Below are 17,000 nucleotides of genomic sequence, written 5' to 3'. Positions count from 1 at the left end.
GGCCGCGCTGGCGTAGGGTCCGCGCGGTGGAGGGACACCAGCTCGTACGCGAGTACCTGTTGCTCGGCCTGCGCTTCGACCGCCTGGTCGACGGTTTCGTCGACGCCTACACCGGCGATCCGTTGCTGCGCAGGCAGGTCGGCGACGAACCCCGGCCCGACCCCGCCGCGCTGGCGGCCAGGGCGAGGGAACTGCGGGCCGAGCTGCCGGGCATCAACCTGGCGCCGGAACGCATCGCCTTCCTGGACTCGCACCTGATCGCGCTGGAGTGCTCCGGCCGCAAGCTGGCCGGGGAGGCGGTCTCCTTCGTCACGGAGGTCGAGTCCTACTTCCAGGTCCGCATCACCCCCGGCGACCAGGACGAGTACCGGGCCGCGCACGCCGAGCTGTCCGCGCTGCTGCCCGGTGAGTCCTCGCTGGAGACCCGGCTGAACACCTTCCGCGGCCGGGACCTGGTGCCGCCGGAGAAGCTGGCAACGGTGGTGCACGCCCTCTCCAGCGCGTTGCGGGACACCGTTCGCGGTACCTTCGGCCTGCCGGAGCAGGAGCTGGTCGAGTACGAGATCGTCACGGACAAACCCTGGAGCGGCTTCAACTACTACCTCGGCGGCTACCACTCCAAGGTCGCCATCAACGCCGATCTGGGCCACCGGATGGCCAACCTGCCGCACCTGGTCGCGCACGAGTCCTATCCGGGCCACCACACCGAGCACTGCCGCAAGGAATCCGGGCTGGTGGACAAGCTGGGCCAGGCCGAGCAGACCATCTTCCTGGTCAACACCCCGCAGTGCCTGATGGCCGAGGGACTCGCCGATCTGGGCCTGCACGCGGTGATCGGCGCCGGCTGGGGCCGGTGGACCCAGGAGATCGTCGGCGATCTGGGGCTGCGGATGGAGGGCGAGCAGCAGGAGCGGATGGAAGGCGCGCTCGGCAAGCTGGCCAGTGTGCGCCAGGACGCCGCGCTGATGCTGCACGACCGCGGCGCGGACGTGGACGAGGTGGCCATGTTCCTGCGCCGCTGGCTGCTGTGCACGGACGCGCGGGCCCGGCAGATGATCCGGTTCCTGTCCGATCCGTTGTGGCGGGCCTACACCACCACCTACGTCGAGGGGTACCGGCTGCTGCGGACCTGGCTGAACGCCCGGCCCTCCGGCCAGACCGTGGCCCAGCGGTACCACCGGTTGCTGGACGAGCCGTTGATCCCGGCGGGGGTGCGCGCCGAGATCGCCGCGGACATCCCGGCCGTGCCGCGGGTCGGATGAACCCGGTCCGCGGCCGCCTGCTCTGCGTTGGACTGGCCACCGTCGACCTGCTGCACCGGGTGCCGCGATTCCCGGCGGGCAACGAAAAGGTCACGGCACATCGACAGGACATTGCCGCAGGTGGTCCGGCATGTAACGCCGCGGTTACCGCCGCGGTGGCCGGATCGGCCGTCACTCTCCTGACCGCACTCGGAGATCACCCGTTGGCACGTCTCGTGCATCAGGAACTGGCTGGTTTCGGCATAACCGTGCGTGACTGCACGCCGGACCGGCACGACTCGCCCGCGGTCTCCGCGATCACCGTGCACGAGCGGACCGGGGACCGCAGCATCGTCTCCACCGACGCCGGTGGCGTCACCGCCCAGCCGCCGGCCGACCTGCCCGAGCTGCTCGCCGATGCCGACGCGGTGCTCATCGACGGCCACCATCCGGCCCTGGCCGCGGCCGCCGTCCGGGGCAGCGCACCGGTGGTCTTCGACGCCGGTCGCCACCGCCCGCACCACGACGAGCTGCTGGCCGCGGCCACCGTGGTGATCTGCTCCGGCGACTACCGACTACCAGGTCAGGACAGTCGCGAGGGCACCGTCGCCGGACTCCGGCGGATCACCCGCACCGGCGCGATGACCCGTGGTGGCGAGCCGATCGCCTACTGGGACCGCGAGCACGGGACCGGCGAGCTGGCCGTGCCGCGGGTGCCGGTGCGGGACACGCTGGGGGCTGGCGACGCCTTCCACGGTGCGTTCGCGGCCTCGGTCGCGCACAGCGGCTGGGACCCGGCGGAGTTCGTCCGGCACCTGGACTTCGCGGCGGCGGTGGCGGCGATCCGGGTGCGGAGCATCGGGCCGCGGGACTGGCTGGAACACGTACCGAGAGTGACGAAAATCCGACAATAAGGACATCATCGCTGCTCGCGGTCGCGGTATGTGTGCAGTACGTAGCGTTGCGGTGACAATTAAACAAATCACCTGTGTGGCTTCGTGCCGATTGTCAGTGCCCGCAGGTAGCTTGCCAATGACGGGTCGACCCGATCGACTCGTCCAGGGAGGCCCTGGTCGTGACGTTGACGCGCACGCGGGGGCCGGCACCCGGCCCTCGAGGCCGCGTGTTCCCGGCGCCGAAGCCATCGGCGTGGGAACACCGACCCGCAGGGTAGTGCCTGGCCCACCGAGCACCGAACGCGGGTGCCGCGTTCGTGAGGGAGTTGCCGTGAGCGCACGACGGTCCCCAGCACAGTCCTCGACCCGTTCCTCCCGCAGCGGTGCCCGCCGTGCGACAGCCAACAAGGGCTGTTTGTACGTGCTGGACACCTCGGTGCTGCTGTCCGACCCCTGGGCGATCACCCGGTTCGCGGAGCACCAGGTGGTGCTGCCGCTCGTGGTGATCAGCGAGCTGGAGGGGAAACGACACCACCCGGAGCTGGGCTGGTTCGCTCGCGAGGCACTGCGCTTGCTCGATGACCTCCGCGTCCTGCACGGGAGGTTGGACTCGCCAGTTCCGATCGGCGAGGACGGCGGCACCCTCCATGTGGAGCTGAACCACTCGGACCCGGAGGTCTTGCCCTCCGGATTCCGCACCGATTCCAACGACGCCAGGATCCTCGCCTGCGCGTTGAACCTGGCGGCGGAGAACAACCAGGTCACCCTGGTCACCAAGGACATGCCGCTGCGGGTCAAGGCCAGCGCGGTGGGTCTGGCGGCCGATGAGTACCGGGCCCAGGACGTCACCCCGTCCGGCTGGACCGGCACGGCTGACCTGGAGGTCGGCCCGCACATCGTGGACACGCTCTACAAGGAGAGCGTGGTCGACCTGGACGAGGCAAGGGATCTGCCCTGCCACACCGGGTTGCGCCTGCTGGCCGGCACCGCGAGCGCGCTGGCCAGGGTCACCCCGGACAAGCGGGTGCGGCTGGTCCGCGGCGACCGGGAGGCATTCGGGCTGCACGGCCGCTCGGCCGAGCAGCGGATCGCGCTGGATCTGTTGCTGGACCCCGAGGTCGGCATCGTCTCGCTCGGCGGGCGAGCGGGCACCGGCAAGTCCGCGCTGGCGCTGTGCGCCGGGCTGGAAGCCGTGATGGAGCGGCGACTGCACCGCAAGGTGGTGGTCTTCCGGCCGGTCTACGCCGTCGGCGGGCAGGAACTCGGGTACCTGCCGGGCAGCGAGAACGAGAAGATGATGCCCTGGGCCCAGGCCGTGTTCGACACCCTGGGCGCGATGGTCAGCAAGGACGTCATCGACGAGGTGCTCGACCGCGGCATGCTGGAGGTGCTGCCGCTGACCCACATCCGAGGGCGGTCGCTGCACGACTCGTTCGTGATCGTGGACGAGGCGCAGTCGCTGGAGCGCAACGTGCTGCTCACCGTGCTCTCGCGGCTGGGCACCGGTTCCAGGGTGGTGCTGACCCACGACGTGGCGCAGCGGGACAACCTGCGGGTCGGCAGGCATGACGGCATCGCCGCGGTGATCGAGAAGCTGAAGGGGCATCCGCTGTTCGCGCATGTCACCCTCACCCGCTCGGAACGCTCCCCGATCGCGGCCCTGGTCACCGAGATGCTGGAGGGCGACTACCTGAGCTGATCGTCGCGCCCCTGCTCAGCCGATCGGCCGATCGGCTGAGCAGGGTGGCCGATCGGCCGGGTGCACAGTGGCCGTAGTGCCGATCCGCCGGTCCCCGGTCCTGGGCGAAGCTGGGTTCACAACACAGCGAGCCCGAGGAGAACCGATGATCGAGATGGTGCTGACCTGGACCGGAGCCGTGCTGAGCGTGCTCGTGGTGCTGCTCATGCTGCTCCCGGTCGTCGTCTCCGGCACGGGCCGGACGGTCAAGCTCGCCAAGCCGGCTCGGGGGCCGGAAGAGCACACCGGGGTGCAGCCCGTGGTTCGCGCCGCGGGTCCGGTCACCGTCTGAGGGTAGGAACCAACAGGGCCGCTCGGGGCGGCCCGCCACCCACGGGCCCCATGCCTCCTTCGGGGGGAGGCATGGGGTCCGTTTTCGTGTACCAAATTCGGCTACCAGCCGGTCGGCAGCGGCCTGCCCTCGGCGAAGCCCGCCGCGGACTGCACGCCCAGCAGCGCGCGCTGGTGGAACTCGGTCACCGTGGTCGCGCCCGCGTAGGTGCAGGAGGAGCGCACGCCGGAGCAGATCGCGTCCAGCAGGTCCTCCACCCCGGGGCGCACCGGGTCCAGCCGCATCCGGGAGCTGGAGATGCCCTCCTCGAACAGGCCCTTGCGGGCCCGGTCGAAGGCCGAGTCGGTGCGGGTGCGCGCGCTGACCGCGCGCTTGGAGGCCATGCCGAAGGACTCCTTGTACAGCCTGCCCTGCTCGTCGTGGTGCAGGTCGCCCGGCGACTCGTAGGTGCCTGCGAACCAGGAGCCGATCATCACCGAGGCGGCGCCCGCGGCCAGCGCGAGCGCGACGTCCCTGGGGTGCCGGACACCGCCGTCGGCCCACACGTGCTTGCCGTACTTGCGGGCCTCCTCGGCGCATTCGGCCACCGCGGAGAACTGCGGGCGGCCCACCCCGGTCATCATCCGGGTGGTGCACATCGCGCCGGGGCCGACGCCGACCTTGACGATGTCCGCACCGGCCTCGATCAGGTCCCTGGTGCCCTCGGCGGTGACCACGTTGCCCGCCACCAGCGGCACCGCGGGGTTCAGCGCGCGCACCGCCTTCAGCGCGGTCAGCATCTTGTCCTGGTGGCCGTGCGCGGTGTCCACGACCAGCGTGTCCACCCCGGCGGCCAGCAGTTCGGCGGCCTTGGCGGCCACATCGCCGTTGACCCCGATGGCCGCGGCCACCCGCAGCCTGCCCAGCTCGTCAAGGGCCGGGCGGTAGATGTCCGCGCGCAGCGCGCCGACCTCGGTCAGCACGCCGGCCAGCCTGCCCGCGCCGTCCACGGCCAGCGCCACCTTGGCCGGGCGGCCGTGCAGCCGCTCGAAGACCTCCCGCGGCTGCGCGGTCAGCGGCAGCACCAGCAGGTCCTCGTTGAGCACGTCCTCGACCCGCGCGAAGCGGTCCACCCCGGTGCAGGCGGCCTCGTCCACCACGCCCAGCGGCGCGCCATGGGCGTCGACCACCACGACCGCGCCGTGCGCCCGCTTGTGCAGCAGGTTCAGCGCGTCGGCAACGGCCGCCCCGGCCTCCACCACCAGCGGGGTGTCCCACACCGGGTGCCTGCCCTTGACCCAGGAGACGATCTCGGCGACCGCCTCCGGGGCCACGTCCTGGGGCAGCACGGTGATCCCGCCGCGCCGGGCGATGGTCTCGGCCATCCGGCGGCCCGCCACCGCGGTCATGTTGGCCACCACGATCGGGATCGTGGCGCCCGATCCGTCCACAGTGGACAGGTCGACGTCGAACCTTGAGGTGATGCCGGAGCGGCGGGGCACCAGGAAGACGTCGTCGTAGGTCAGGTCGTATCCGGGGCTGACCCCGTCCAGGAAGCGCACGAGAGTCCAGGATACGGATTCGCGCGCGACCTGGACGGGGATCAGCTCACTGGAACCAGTCGGCGTGATCCTGGACCCACTGGCGGTAGGTCAGCCCTGGACGGCCCAGCACCCGCTCGGTGGCGTCGCTGACCTCGTCCGCCCGCTGGGTGGCCTCGGCCCGGTAGCCCTCGATCATGGTGATGACGTCCTCCGGCCAGCCCTGCGCCAGGAAGAAGGCCACCGCCTCGGCCGGGGTCTGCTCGACGAACTTCAGCTCCCGGCCCAGCACCTCGCCGATGATCTCCACTTGTTCGACCCTGGTAAGTGCCTCCGGGCCGGTCAGGTTGTATCTGGCATAAGCGTGGCCGTCCTCCAGCAATGCCGCGATACCGACCTCGGCGATATCCCGTTCGTGAATGGGCACCATCCTGGCCTGCGGATAGGCGCCATAGGCCAGGCCGTTCAACTTGATGCTCTCCGCCCATTCGCCGGTGTTCCCGGCGAACATTCCCGGGCGCAGGTGTGTCCATTCCAGACCGGTGTCCTCCACCGCCTGTTCCACGTGCAGGTGCCCGTCCCCTGCCTCCTTGTTGGTGCGCAGCCGCTGCACCGTGGAGGAGGAGGACAGGGTGACGATCCGGCGCACCCCGGCCTTGCGCACCTGCTCCAGGAAATATTCCAGGCGCTCGAAGTGCGGGAAGAGGTAGAGCTTCTCGACGCCTTCCAGTGCAGGCAGGAAGGTGTCCGGGTCGGTGATGTCGGCCTTGACCACCTCGGCCGCCGCGGGCAGTTCGGCCGTCTCCGGGGTCCTGGTGGTGGCCCGGACCTGCTGCCCTCTGGCCAGTAGGCCGTCCACCACGTGCCTGCCGACCGAGCCGGTCGCGCCGGTCACCAGAATTGGCATGAGTCCTCCAGTGCTTTCGATTTCCCTCGGCCGCCGACCGTAGAGGAAAAAGAAGTCCACACGCACATAGGACTTTGCTAAAACAAATCCGGCCGAACTATTTGACAGATCGCGATTTATGCTGTCTGCGGGTGTGTGTCAGAGCGGTTCGCCGTCCAGGAGCGGCTCGAATCGGCGATAGGCGGCGTAGTCGCGGAAATGGCGGGTGTAGACCTCGGCGCCGTCGCCGAGGGCCTGGTCGTCCACCTCGGCCACGTCCACCACCGCGGTCAGCCGCCAGACCACCAGTTCGCCGTCGCCGTTGCGGTACTCGTGCTCGCCTGCCCGGCCGTGGGCCTGCGCGCGTGCCCGCGCCGACTCGAGCGAGTCGGCGTCGAGCAGCACGATGTTCTCCTGGTGCAGCGTCGCGGTGTCCCCGATGTGGGCGGACAGGATGATCACCGCGCAGTACCGTGTCATGTCCGGGACAGTAGGCCGTCCAGGCTCGCCTTCCCGGCTCCGACGCAGGCCAGCAGGCCGAGCAGGCAGATCAACAGCCATTCGGGGCTGTAGAAGAGATAGCTCGGGAAGTGGAACGCGTCCGGGTACTTGGCCAGCAGCGGCGGCGCGACCACCACGACCAGCGCGCCGACCATGGTCGCGGCCAGCAGCAGGGCGGCGATCCGGGTGGCCAGGCCGAGCATCAGCGCCAGCCCGCCGACCAGCTCGACCACCGCGGTGGCCGGGGCGGCGATCTCGGGCAGCGGGATGCCCCACTCGCGGAAGTCGGCGGTGAACTTGCCGAGTCCGCCGAGTTTGCCCACCGCCCCGCTGGCGAACATGAAGCCGACGGTCAGGCGGGCGAACAGATTGGGCAGCCAGGCGAAATTGTCGAGTTTCATCACACACTCCAGTGGAAAAGGGCGTCGTCAGGTACTTGCGGAAAACCGGGTCGGTTTAAATCCGCAAGACAGACAGGACGTGCAGATCCACGGCGTGCGGGGTGCCCCTGGCCTGTGGCGGGGCGGGTAGGGCGGGTGGAACCGGTGTGGTGGGCGCGGACAACACCGCGACCACCTTGTCCGGACTGTGCGGTGCGGCGGCCTTGACCTGCGGGTTTACCTCGGCCGCTGCGCAGTCCGGCACGGGCTGGGGCTGGCTGAGGTGCAGGCCAGCGGACTTGGCCGCGGCCAGTGCCACCGGGCAGGCGGCGGGCGCGAACGGCACGGCGGCCAGCACGAGTGCGATGAGCACCGCGAATACCACCGGAATCCTGCGCATTGCGGCCAACCTATCAGGGCAGCAAATCCCGGACCGAATCGATGGTGTCCGCCTCGGCCGCTTCCTTGTCCGGCCGGTACCGCAGCACCCTGGCGAAACGCAGTGCCACCCCGCCGGGATAACGCGGACTGACCTGCACCCCGTCCAGTTCGATCTCCACCACCAGTTCCGGCCGCACGTGCACGGTGTAGTCGTCCGTGCCGGTGGCCAGTTCGCGCAGGGCCGCGGTCTGCCAGGCCAGCAGTTCGTCGGTGAGGCCCTTGAAGGTCTTGCCCACCATCACCGGCGGCCCGCCGTCCGGGTCGCGGGCGCCCAGGTGCAGGTTGGACAGCGAGCCGGTGCGGCGGCCGTGCCCCCATTCCGCGGCCAGCACCACCAGGTCCAGGGTGTGCACGGGTTTGACCTTCTGCCAGGACTTCCCGCGCCTGCCCGCGGCGTAGGCGGAGTCCAGCGCCTTGACCATCACGCCCTCGTGCCCGGCGGCCAGTGCGTCGTCGAGCAGCGTTGCCGCGGCTGCTGGGTCCATTGTGGACGGTATGCGGTGGCTGCCAGCAAGTTTGTCCAATGTGGACAGTCTTTCGCGCAGGGGCGCGTCAAGGTAGTCCACGCCGTCCAGGTGCAGCAGGTCGAAGAAATACGGGTGCAGCAACAGTTCCCGGGCGGAGGTCGCGCCGAAGCGGCTCATCGTCTCCTGGAACGGGCGCGGTCGGCCGTCGTCGGTCAGCGCCAGGGTCTCGCCGTCGAGCACCACCGAGGTGCAGGGCAGGCCGCGGACCACCTCGACGAGTTCGGGCACGGAGGCGGTGATCTCGCGCAGGGTCCTGGTGAACACGCGCACTTCATCGCCGTCGCGGTGCACCTGGATCCGGGCGCCGTCCAGTTTGTACTCCACGCTGACCTCGCCCAGCTCGGCCAGCGCGCTGTCCAGGGATTCGGCCGGGGAGGCCAGCATCGGCCGGACCGCCCGCCCGACCTGCAACCGGAACTCGCTCAGCACCGCCTCGCCACCGTCGCGGGCGGCCTCGGCCACCGCGGCCAGGTCGCCGCGCAGCATGTGCGCCCGGCGCACCACGGCCGCGGGCACCTCGAAGGCGGCGGCCACCGCGTCGGCCATCACGCCTTCGAGGGCGCCCTGGCGCAGTTCGCCGGTGAGCAGCCGGATCAGGAAGTCCTGTTCGGGCTGCCCGGCCTGGGCGAACAACGCGGTGAGCAGGTCCTTGCGCCGCTGGGCCGACCCGCTGCCGGAGGTGCTGGCCAGTGCCGCCAGGGTGTCGTCCACCGCGTGCAGGGTCAGGTTCGATGCCGCGGCCGGTGGGGTGTCCAGGGTGGACAGCGCCCGCCAGCCCACGCCGGTGCGGCCCTGGGGTGGCACGCCGATCAGGTAGGCGGTGGCCAGCCGGACGTCGCGGGCGTCGGTGGCACCGCGCAGCAGGGCGGCCAGGGTCTCGATCTTCGCCTTGCGCCCGCGGGTGCCCGCGACCGTGGCGGAGGTGTGCACTAGCTCGGCGAGGCGCATGCCTCCATCTTCGCCACGGCACCGACAATCCGCGCGATCTCGCCGACCGCCGCGCGCAGCCGGTCCGGGCTGAGCGCGGCGTAGCCGAGCACCAGCCCCGGGTAGGGCGCGGGCACCGGCGGGTGCGCGTAGCCGGAGAGCGCGGGCGCGTTGATCCCGGCCGCGGCCAGCCGGGCGGACAGCGCCGCGTCGTCCAAACCCTCGGGCAGCCGGACCACCAGGTGCAGCCCGGCCGCGATGCCCACGGTGCGCCAGTCCGGCAGGTGCTCGGCCAGTGCGGTCAGCAGCGCGTCCCGGCGGCCGCGGTAGAGCAGCCGGGTGCGCCGCAGGTGCCGGTCGTAGCCGCCCTCGCGCAGGAACCGGGCCAGCGCGGCCTGCGGGATCGGCCCGCAGCCCAGGTCGTGCAGGCGTTTCCGGTCCGCGATGGCGCCGCGCAGTTCGGCTGGCAGCACCAGCCAGCCCAGCCGCAACGCGGGCGCGAGGATCTTGCTGACGCTGCCGATGTAGGCCACCCGGCTCGGGTCCAGGGACTGGGTGGCGCACACCGCGGGCCGGTCGTAGCGGTGCTCGGCGTCGTAGTCGTCCTCGATCACCACCGCGTCCCGCTCACGGGCCCAGGCCAGCAGCGCGTGCCTGCGTGCCGCGGTCAGCGCGGTGCCCAGCGGGAACTGGTGCGCGGCGGTGACCAGCACCGCGCGCACGCCGGTGCGGGCCAGCGCGTCGACCCGCACGCCGTCGCAGTCCACCGGCACCGGGACCGGCTGGAGTCCTTGGGCGGCAAGGAGTTCGGCCTGGCCGTGGTGGCTGGGGTTCTCCACCGCGATCTCGCGCAGGCCGCGGTCCCGCAGCACCTGGGCGAGCAGTGACAGGGCCTCGGCGGCCCCGTGCGTGACGGTGATCCCGGCCGGATCGGTGACCACCGAGCGCACCCGGCCCAGGTACCCGGCCAGCTCGGCCCGCAGTTCGGCCAGGCCGCACGGGTCGGGGTAGCCGAGTGCGGCATCCGGCATCTCGGTCAGCGCCGCCTTGGTCGCGGCCAGCCAGGCCGCGCGCGGGAAGGCGCCCAGCGCGGGCAGGCCAGGCCGCAGGTCGAACCGCCACTGCCGGTCGGTCTCGGGCGCGGGCGCCGGGGACTCGGCCGCGCCGACCGCCTCGGCGATCCGGGTGCCGGAGCCGTGCCGGGCGGTGAGGTAGCCCTCGGCCACCAGCTGCTCGTAGCTCGCGGTCACGGTGCCCCTGGCCAGCCCGAGCTGGGCGGCCAGGTCCCGGCTGGAGGGCAGCCGCACACCCGGCCGCAACCGGCCCTCCCGCACCGCCTCCCGGATCGCCTGCTCCAGGGCCTTGCCGCGGGCGCCCGGTCCGGACACGGCCGGGAGCAGCAGCTCCCGCAAAGTGGTCCAATCCTTCGCCATTGAAGTGGAGCTTATGGCCAGACCACTTTCCGGTCCAGGCTGTCCGGCATGACCACCTCGAAGTCTCCGGCGCTGGCCATTGGCGGCGGCATCGCCGCGCTGTGCCTGGTGGGTGGCGCGGTGCCGGTGAACGGGTTGCTGAGCGGCTACCCGGTGCTGTCCGCGCAGGCGATCCGGTACGCCATCGGCGCGCTGGTGCTGCTCGGCTGGCTGCTGTGCCGCGGCGGACTGCCCAGGGTCGGCGGGCGGGACCTGCTGGCACTGCTCGCGCTGGCGGTGACCGGGATGGTCGGTTTCAACGTGGCCATCATCGAGGGCCAGCGCTACGCCGAGCCCGGGTTCGTCGCGGCCATCATCGGCGGATCGCCGCTGGTCATCGCGCTGGTGGTGCCGCTGGCGCTGGGCAGGCGGCCGCGACTGACCGCGGTGCTGGGCGCCGGGCTGGTCTTCGCCGGGGTGCTGGTGATCTCCGGCGGCGGGCGCTGGTCGCTGCCTGGACTGGGCCTGGCGTTGCTGGCCATGCTCGGCGAGGCCGGGTTCACCCTGTTCGCGGTGGGGGTGGTGCGCCGGATCGGCGGGATCGCCACCTCCGCCTACGCCTGTGTGGTCGCGGCGGTGGGCAGTGCGCTGCTGAGCCCGTTCTTCGCCGCGGACCCGTGGCCGATGCCGACCGCGGTGGAGTGGAGCGCGCTGGTGGTGCTCGGGCTGCTGGTCACCGCGGTGGCCTTCGGCCTGTACTACCGGTGCGTGTCGGTGGTCGGCCCGGAGCGTTCCGGGGTGCTGGCCGGGGTGATCCCGGTGTCCGGTCTCGCGGTCTCGGTGCTGCTTGGCGCGCAGCCGCTGACGATGACCGCGGTGGCGGGCGCGCTGACCGTTGCCGTGGGCTGTGCCCTTGGTCAGCGCGCCCGGCTGGTCAGCGGCCGCCGTGCGCCATCTTCAGCACGTCCAGCGCCTCGTCCAGTTGAGCGAGTGTGAGCTTGCCGTTGTCCACGTGCCCGCGTTCCAGGACCACCTCGCGGATGGTCTTGCGCTCCTTGAGCGACTGCTTGGCGATCGCGGCGGCCTCCTCGTAGCCGATGTAGCGGTTGAGCGGGGTGACCACCGAGGGCGAGGACTCGGCGTACTCGCGCAGCCGCTCGACATCGGGTTCCGCGCCCACGATGACCTTGTCCGCGAGCAGCCGGGCCACCGCGGCGAGCAGCCGGGCCGACTCCAGCACGTTGCGGGCCATCACCGGCATCATCACGTTCAGCTCGAAGTTGCCAGCCGCGCCGGCGAAGGCCACCGTGCCGTCGTTGCCGATCACCTGGGCGGCCACCATCATGGCCGCCTCGCAGATCACCGGGTTGACCTTGCCCGGCATGATCGAGGAGCCCGGCTGCAGGTCCGGCAGGTGCAGCTCACCCAGGCCGGTGCGCGGGCCGGAACCCATCCAGCGCAGGTCGTTGGCGATCTTGAACAGGCTCACCGCGACCGTCTTGAGCTGCCCGGAGACCTCGACCAGGCCATCGCGGGCGCCCTGGGCCTCGAAGTGGTCCACCGCCTCGGTCACCGGCAGCGCGGTGGACTTGATCAGCTCCTCCACCACGGCCGCGCCGAAACCGGCCGGGGTGTTGATGCCGGTGCCGACCGCGGTGCCGCCGATGGGCAGTTCGGCCAGCCGGGGCAGCGTGCCGTCGAGCCGGTCCACGCCCAGCCGGACCTGCCGGGCCCAGCCGCCGACCTGCTGGCCCAGCGTGATCGGCACCGCGTCCATCAGGTGCGTGCGCCCGGCCTTGACCAGCTCGGCCCAGTCCGCCGCCCGCCGCTCCAGGGTCTGCGCCAGGTGCGCCAGGCCGGGGATGGTCTCCCGCAGCACGGCCTCGGTGGCGGCGAGGTGGATGGTGGTCGGGAAGACGTCGTTGGACGACTGCGAGGCGTTGACGTGGTCGTTCGGGTGCACGTCGGCGCCGAGGGCCCTGGTGGCCAGGGTGGCGATGACCTCGTTGGCGTTCATGTTGGAGGAGGTGCCCGAGCCGGTCTGGAAGACGTCGATCGGGAAGTGCGCGTCGTGCCCGCCGGCGGCGACCTCGTCCGCGGCGGTCGCGATGGCCGCGGCCACCTCGGGGCTGAGCACGCCCAGCCGCCCGTTGACCCGGGCCGCGGCCGCCTTGACCAGGCCAAGGGCCCGGATCTGGGCCCGCTCCAGGCCGCGTCCGGAGATCGGGAAGTTCTCCACCGCGCGCTGGGTCTGCGCCCGCCACAGCGCGTCGGCGGGCACCCTGACCTCGCCCATGGTGTCGTGCTCGATCCGGAATGCCTCGTCGCTCATACCCGAATTCTGCGCTTACTGCGCATTGCTGGGCACCGTGGTGCGCACCACCTACGCTGGATCGGGTTCCCAGGACTGGCAGAGAGCGAGAAGGTGTCGATGAGCGCACCGTCCGAGCACAGCCATACCGAGGTAGACCTGTTGATCGTCGGCGCCGGGCCAACCGGGCTGTTCGCGGCCTATTACGCGGGCTTCCGGGACCTGTCCATCGCACTGGTGGACTCGCTGCCCGAACCGGGTGGTCAGGTCACCGCGATGTACCCGGAGAAGATGATCTTCGACGTGGCCGGTTTCCCCGCGGTCCGCGGCCGGGACCTGATCAGCGCGCTGGTCGAGCAGGCTGCCCAGTACAAACCCAACTACCTGTTGGGCCGCAAGGCCCGCACCCTGTCCACAGTGGACGGAGGCGGGTTCGACGTCGGGCTGGCCGACGGCAGCACGATCCGCGCGGCCGCGATCCTCATCACCGCCGGGATGGGCGAGTTCCGTCCCCGGCCACTACCGGTGGGTGAGGACTGGGCCGGGCGCGGGCTGTCGTATTTCGTGCCCTCACTGGAGGTGCACCGGGACCAGGACGTGGTGGTGGTCGGCGGCGGTGACTCCGCCTTCGACTGGGCACTGGCCCTGCACCCGATCGCGCGCAGCGTGACCCTGGTGCACCGGCGGGCGCTCTTCCGCGCGCACGAGGCGACCGTCCGGCAGGTCCGCGAGCTGGGCGTGGCCATCCTGACCGACGCCGAGGTGGCCGGGATCCGCGGTGGCGAGACCATCACCGAGGTCGAACTGTCCTTCAAGGACGGTGACCGCAAGGTGCTGCCAGCCCAGGCCGTGGTGGCCGCGCTCGGTTTCCTCGCCGACCTCGGTCCGCTGGAGAGCTGGGGCCTGACCCTGGAGAAGCGGATGGTGGAGGTGGACAGCACCTGCCGCACCAGCCGGGAGCTGGTCTACGCCGCCGGCGATGTGGCCAACTACCCCGGCAAGGTCAAGCTGATCGCCACCGGTTTCGGCGAGGCGGCCACCGCGGTGAACAACATCGCGGTCGCGCTCAACCCGGACGCGCACCTGTTCCCAGGGCACTCCAGCAACCTGCCCTGAGCCACAACGGAGAACGGCCCCGGTCGCACTGACCGGGGCCGTTCGTCCATTGTGGAGTGATCAGGGCACGACCTGGACGATGTCGTGGACCGACAGGTGGCCGAAGAAGCGCTGCGCCGCCGAGGGCGACAGGTGGATGCAGCCGTGCGACTTCTCCCGCAGGCTGCCCTGGTGGAAGGCGATGCCGCCGTTGAAGAAGACCGACCACGGCATCGGCGCGTTGGCGAAGATGCTGCTCTTGTGGTTGCGGTTCTTGAAGCTCACCTTGAAGGTGCCGGGCGGGGTCAGCCAGCCCTTGCGGCCGTGCGTGATCGGCACCGGGCCGAGCACGACCTTGCCCTCTGACATGATCCACGCCTTGTTGGCGGAGAGGTCGATGCAGGCCCGCGCGGCCGCGTTCTTGCACGGGGTGGCGTTGTCCGACACCGGTTCCGGGGTGTCCTTCTTCGCCTCCGGCTTGGGCTTCGGCTTGGGCGGCGTGGTCGTGGCCGGCGCCGGTTTGGTGGTCGAGGAGGACGGCTGACTGCTCGCCGGCTCCGAAGTGGACGGTGCGGGGGCCGCGCTCGACGACGAGCTGCTGCTCGTGGCCGATCCGGTGTTCCCGGCCAGCTGCGGCTGTTCCGGCGTGCCGCACGCGGCCAGCAGCAGACCGAAGGTCGCGGTCACCGCCAGCACCAAAGAGCTTTTCCTGCCTCGCATCGCTCACCCCAAGTTCTTCGCCCGGCATCGCGGGCGGCTAATCACTCCAGCACACACAATGACGTCACTTGGGATCCCGAGGTTGCCCTACCGGCCTACCCGTTTCGAACTGTGACAAAACGGCCCGCCGCTACAGGAGGCGGCGGGCCGTTCGGTCAGGTGCTGCGGAGGGGTCAGAGCCCGCCCACGTTCGTGCTGATCCAGGAGCGGTAGAACGACACGTCGACGTAGATCGACGGCGCGGTCGCGCAGGTCGCGCCACCGCCGGAGCGGCTGGTCGCGCCGACCAGCGTCCAGTTGCCCGCCGTGCCCTTCACCTGCGGGCCGCCGGAGTCGCCGTAGCAGGCGCCCTTGTTGCCGCCGGTGTTGTTGGTGCAGATCTCCGAGGCGGCGCTGATGCCGGAGCACCGGCTGTCAGCCACGATCGAGGTGTTGAGTTCCTGCAGGTTGATCGGCGCGGAGCCACAGCCGCGGGTGGGACAGGTCTGGCCCCAGCCGATGATGCGGGTCGCGGTGCCGACCGGGCCGGACTCCGGCGCGATGGAGATCGGCTTGACCGTCACCGAGCTGGACAGCTGCAGCACGGACAGGTCGGCGCTCGGGTGGTTGATGATCCGGGACACGCCAGCGGTGACGCCACCGGTGGTGCGGTTGGTGGTGGCGATCCTGGTGCGGATCGAGGACGGCTGGCGGCCCTGCACGCAGTGCTTGGCCGTCACCACCCAGTTCGCCTTGACCAGCGAGCCACCACAGAAGTGGCTGCCGGAGGTGCTCTGCAGGGACACCATGAAGCTGTAGGTCTCGGTCGCGTTCGTGCCGCCGACGATCAACGGATCGACGTCACCGGCGGTGGTCGCCGGCGCCGCGGCGGCCGGCATCGCGAGCCCGCCAAGCGCGGTAGCGGCCGCGGCCAGGATTCCGACGATCAGAGAACGTGCCCTCACGGTTCTCTCCTCTCAACTTCCGGCGGATCCGCCGGAGGTGAGGTGCACCGTAAGTACCGCTGATCACAACCGAGAACCCTGCATAAGTAGGGCGGCCGACCGGCTTTGGGTCCCCATAAAACGGTGTATGGCCGCTGACCGAACGGGCCCGCGGCGAAACACCGCGGGCCCGTTGGCTATCGATTCGTTATACGGGACCGGCGATTCCGCTGATCCACGGGCGGAAGACCGGCACGTCCACGTAGATCGACGGGTTCACCGCGCAGGTCGCGCCGCCGCCGGAACGGCTGGTGGCCCCGATCAGCTGCCACACGTTGCCGACCAGCTTGATCTGCGGGCCGCCGGAGTCGCCGTAGCAGGCGCCCCTGGTCCCACCTGGGTTATTGGTACAGATTTCCTGGGCGCCGAAGATCCCGCTGCACAGGCCGTCGGCCACGATCGAGGTGTTCAGCTGCTGCAGGATCACCGGCGCGCCACACCCGCCGGGAGCCGGACAGGTCTGGCCCCAGCCGAGCAGCCGGGTCCCGGTGCCGACCGGGCCGGAGGCCGCGGCCACCGCGATCGGCGCCTGCGGCACCGCCGCGGCCAGTCGGACCAGCGCGATGTCCCTGGTCGGGTTGAGGTGGATGGCCGCGGCGGCGACGTAACTGCCGCCGGCGGTGCGGTTGGTGGTGCCGATCCGCGCCCGGACGGAGGCAGGCGCCTTGCCCTGGACGCAGTGCTTGGCGGTGACCACCCAGTTCGACTTGATCAGCGAACCACCGCAGAAGTGGCCGCCGGTGGTGTTCTGCAAGGACACCATGAAGCTGTAGACCTGGGTGGCGTTGACGCCGCCGACAATGAGTGGATCGACATCGGATGAGGTGTTCGGGGACGCGGTGGCGGTCCCGGTCAACCCGGCAAACGCGGTGGCCACGGCCGCGAGTAACCCGACGACCATTCTTTTCGCTCGCACAGGGATTTCTCCTCTCAGCCCCGGCGCCCTCTGCCGAGGCTGACACGGACGGTAATCGTACGTAATCAGAGCGTGGTACCGCCTGATGGCCGCTGTTGGATGCCTCTTCGGGCGGTCGTGTGGGCAAAGGCCCGATGTTAGGTGAATAGCGCGATAAGGCAAACAGGTGGTCAGCGGTTGGGGCATTCGGTTGATTTGATCTCGCCGGGTGCAA

17 protein-coding genes are annotated in these 17,000 nt (G+C 70.8%); 6 read left to right on the top strand and 11 right to left on the bottom strand.

Annotation, left to right across the window (positions count from 1 at the left end; translation table 11 throughout):
- Positions 1-26 precede the first annotated feature (26 nt).
- The 4 genes from HNR67_RS01050 (at position 27) to HNR67_RS01035 (ending at position 4,167) form a co-directional block, all read left to right on the top strand.
- A complete protein-coding gene (locus HNR67_RS01050) occupies positions 27-1,262 on the top strand; it encodes a DUF885 domain-containing protein (RefSeq protein ID WP_185000129.1) in 1,236 nt (411 codons plus the stop codon).
- On the top strand, positions 1,259-2,155 hold the full coding sequence (locus tag HNR67_RS01045) for a PfkB family carbohydrate kinase (protein WP_185000128.1): 897 nt from the start codon (positions 1,259-1,261) through the stop codon (positions 2,153-2,155). Before HNR67_RS01050 ends, HNR67_RS01045 begins: the two co-directional genes overlap by 4 nt.
- A 397-nt stretch (positions 2,156-2,552) precedes the next feature.
- Positions 2,553-3,836, top strand: coding sequence for a PhoH family protein (locus tag HNR67_RS01040; RefSeq protein WP_221490289.1), 1,284 nt, complete (start codon positions 2,553-2,555; stop codon positions 3,834-3,836).
- Between the two features lie 145 nt (positions 3,837-3,981).
- Complete coding sequence (locus tag HNR67_RS01035) at positions 3,982-4,167, top strand: hypothetical protein (protein WP_185000126.1); 186 nt, start codon at positions 3,982-3,984, stop codon at positions 4,165-4,167.
- Positions 4,168-4,268: 101 nt separating this feature from the next.
- On the opposite strand, the gene HNR67_RS01030 is transcribed toward HNR67_RS01035, so the two are convergent.
- From HNR67_RS01030 to pdxR, 7 genes are all read right to left on the bottom strand, one after another.
- Entirely contained in the window at positions 4,269-5,708 is a 1,440-nt protein-coding gene (locus HNR67_RS01030; protein ID WP_185000125.1) for a GuaB1 family IMP dehydrogenase-related protein, read from the bottom strand.
- Positions 5,709-5,754: 46 nt separating this feature from the next.
- A complete protein-coding gene (locus HNR67_RS01025) occupies positions 5,755-6,594 on the bottom strand; it encodes an NAD(P)H-binding protein (protein ID WP_185000124.1) in 840 nt (279 codons plus the stop codon).
- A 138-nt stretch (positions 6,595-6,732) separates the two neighbouring features.
- Positions 6,733-7,053 carry a DUF4288 domain-containing protein gene (locus HNR67_RS01020; protein WP_185000123.1) on the bottom strand — a complete coding sequence of 107 codons (321 nt, stop codon included), beginning with the start codon at positions 7,051-7,053 and terminating at the stop codon, positions 6,733-6,735.
- Positions 7,050-7,475 carry a DoxX family protein gene (locus HNR67_RS01015; protein ID WP_185000122.1) on the bottom strand — a complete coding sequence of 142 codons (426 nt, stop codon included), beginning with the start codon at positions 7,473-7,475 and terminating at the stop codon, positions 7,050-7,052. The genes HNR67_RS01020 and HNR67_RS01015 overlap by 4 nt, the downstream gene beginning before the upstream one ends.
- Positions 7,476-7,530: 55 nt before the next feature.
- On the bottom strand, positions 7,531-7,854 hold the full coding sequence (locus HNR67_RS01010) for a hypothetical protein (RefSeq protein ID WP_185000121.1): 324 nt from the start codon (positions 7,852-7,854) through the stop codon (positions 7,531-7,533).
- A gap of 13 nt (positions 7,855-7,867) precedes the next feature.
- Positions 7,868-9,370 carry an ATP-dependent DNA ligase gene (locus tag HNR67_RS01005; protein WP_185000120.1) on the bottom strand — a complete coding sequence of 501 codons (1,503 nt, stop codon included), beginning with the start codon at positions 9,368-9,370 and terminating at the stop codon, positions 7,868-7,870.
- Positions 9,352-10,782 carry a MocR-like pyridoxine biosynthesis transcription factor PdxR gene (gene pdxR, locus HNR67_RS01000; RefSeq protein WP_185000119.1) on the bottom strand — a complete coding sequence of 477 codons (1,431 nt, stop codon included), beginning with the start codon at positions 10,780-10,782 and terminating at the stop codon, positions 9,352-9,354. The genes HNR67_RS01005 and pdxR overlap by 19 nt, the downstream gene beginning before the upstream one ends.
- A gap of 48 nt (positions 10,783-10,830) precedes the next feature.
- Between pdxR and HNR67_RS00995 the strand changes: the two genes are divergently transcribed.
- The gene (locus HNR67_RS00995; RefSeq protein WP_185000118.1) at positions 10,831-11,757 is read left to right on the top strand and encodes a DMT family transporter; all 927 of its coding nucleotides are present in this window, start codon (positions 10,831-10,833) and stop codon (positions 11,755-11,757) included.
- On the opposite strand, the gene HNR67_RS00990 is transcribed toward HNR67_RS00995, so the two are convergent.
- Positions 11,696-13,093 (bottom strand): class II fumarate hydratase, encoded by a 1,398-nt coding sequence (locus HNR67_RS00990; protein WP_185000117.1) that lies wholly within the window; start codon positions 13,091-13,093, stop codon positions 11,696-11,698. The two genes, HNR67_RS00995 and HNR67_RS00990, sit on opposite strands and share 62 nt — an antisense overlap.
- A 99-nt stretch (positions 13,094-13,192) precedes the next feature.
- Here HNR67_RS00990 and HNR67_RS00985 point away from each other — a divergent pair, with 99 nt between their 5' ends.
- Complete coding sequence (locus HNR67_RS00985) at positions 13,193-14,188, top strand: NAD(P)/FAD-dependent oxidoreductase (protein ID WP_185000116.1); 996 nt, start codon at positions 13,193-13,195, stop codon at positions 14,186-14,188.
- Between the two features lie 60 nt (positions 14,189-14,248).
- Here the strand turns inward: HNR67_RS00985 and HNR67_RS00980 are convergent, their stop codons facing one another.
- From HNR67_RS00980 to HNR67_RS00970, 3 genes are all read right to left on the bottom strand, one after another.
- On the bottom strand, positions 14,249-14,887 hold the full coding sequence (locus HNR67_RS00980) for a L,D-transpeptidase (protein ID WP_185000115.1): 639 nt from the start codon (positions 14,885-14,887) through the stop codon (positions 14,249-14,251).
- Positions 14,888-15,060: 173 nt separating this feature from the next.
- Positions 15,061-15,831, bottom strand: coding sequence for a S1 family peptidase (locus tag HNR67_RS00975; protein ID WP_185000114.1), 771 nt, complete (start codon positions 15,829-15,831; stop codon positions 15,061-15,063).
- A 187-nt stretch (positions 15,832-16,018) separates the two neighbouring features.
- Positions 16,019-16,786, bottom strand: a complete 768-nt coding sequence (locus HNR67_RS00970; protein WP_185000113.1) for a S1 family peptidase — start codon at positions 16,784-16,786, stop codon at positions 16,019-16,021.
- Between the last annotated feature and the right edge of the window lie 214 nt (positions 16,787-17,000).

The organism is Crossiella cryophila, from assembly GCF_014204915.1.
GTDB classification, from domain to species: Bacteria; Actinomycetota; Actinomycetes; order Mycobacteriales; family Pseudonocardiaceae; genus Crossiella; species Crossiella cryophila.
This window is presented reverse-complemented; position numbering and strand designations above follow the sequence as displayed.

Bases quoted from the DNA above. Each gene is read 5' to 3' on its own strand.
- HNR67_RS01025 (WP_185000124.1), bottom strand. From the start codon at position 6,594: ATGCCAATTCTGGTGACCGGCGCGACCGGCTCGGTCGGCAGGCACGTG.
- HNR67_RS01020 (WP_185000123.1), bottom strand. From the start codon at position 7,053: ATGACACGGTACTGCGCGGTGATCATCCTGTCCGCCCACATCGGGGAC.
- HNR67_RS01045 (WP_185000128.1), top strand. From the start codon at position 1,259: ATGAACCCGGTCCGCGGCCGCCTGCTCTGCGTTGGACTGGCCACCGTC.
- HNR67_RS00995 (WP_185000118.1), top strand. From the start codon at position 10,831: ATGACCACCTCGAAGTCTCCGGCGCTGGCCATTGGCGGCGGCATCGCC.
- HNR67_RS00990 (WP_185000117.1), bottom strand. From the start codon at position 13,093: ATGAGCGACGAGGCATTCCGGATCGAGCACGACACCATGGGCGAGGTC.
- pdxR (WP_185000119.1), bottom strand. From the start codon at position 10,782: ATGGCGAAGGATTGGACCACTTTGCGGGAGCTGCTGCTCCCGGCCGTG.
- HNR67_RS01035 (WP_185000126.1), top strand. From the start codon at position 3,982: ATGATCGAGATGGTGCTGACCTGGACCGGAGCCGTGCTGAGCGTGCTC.
- HNR67_RS00985 (WP_185000116.1), top strand. From the start codon at position 13,193: ATGAGCGCACCGTCCGAGCACAGCCATACCGAGGTAGACCTGTTGATC.
- HNR67_RS00980 (WP_185000115.1), bottom strand. From the start codon at position 14,887: ATGCGAGGCAGGAAAAGCTCTTTGGTGCTGGCGGTGACCGCGACCTTC.
- HNR67_RS01010 (WP_185000121.1), bottom strand. From the start codon at position 7,854: ATGCGCAGGATTCCGGTGGTATTCGCGGTGCTCATCGCACTCGTGCTG.
- HNR67_RS01005 (WP_185000120.1), bottom strand. From the start codon at position 9,370: ATGCGCCTCGCCGAGCTAGTGCACACCTCCGCCACGGTCGCGGGCACC.
- HNR67_RS01015 (WP_185000122.1), bottom strand. From the start codon at position 7,475: ATGAAACTCGACAATTTCGCCTGGCTGCCCAATCTGTTCGCCCGCCTG.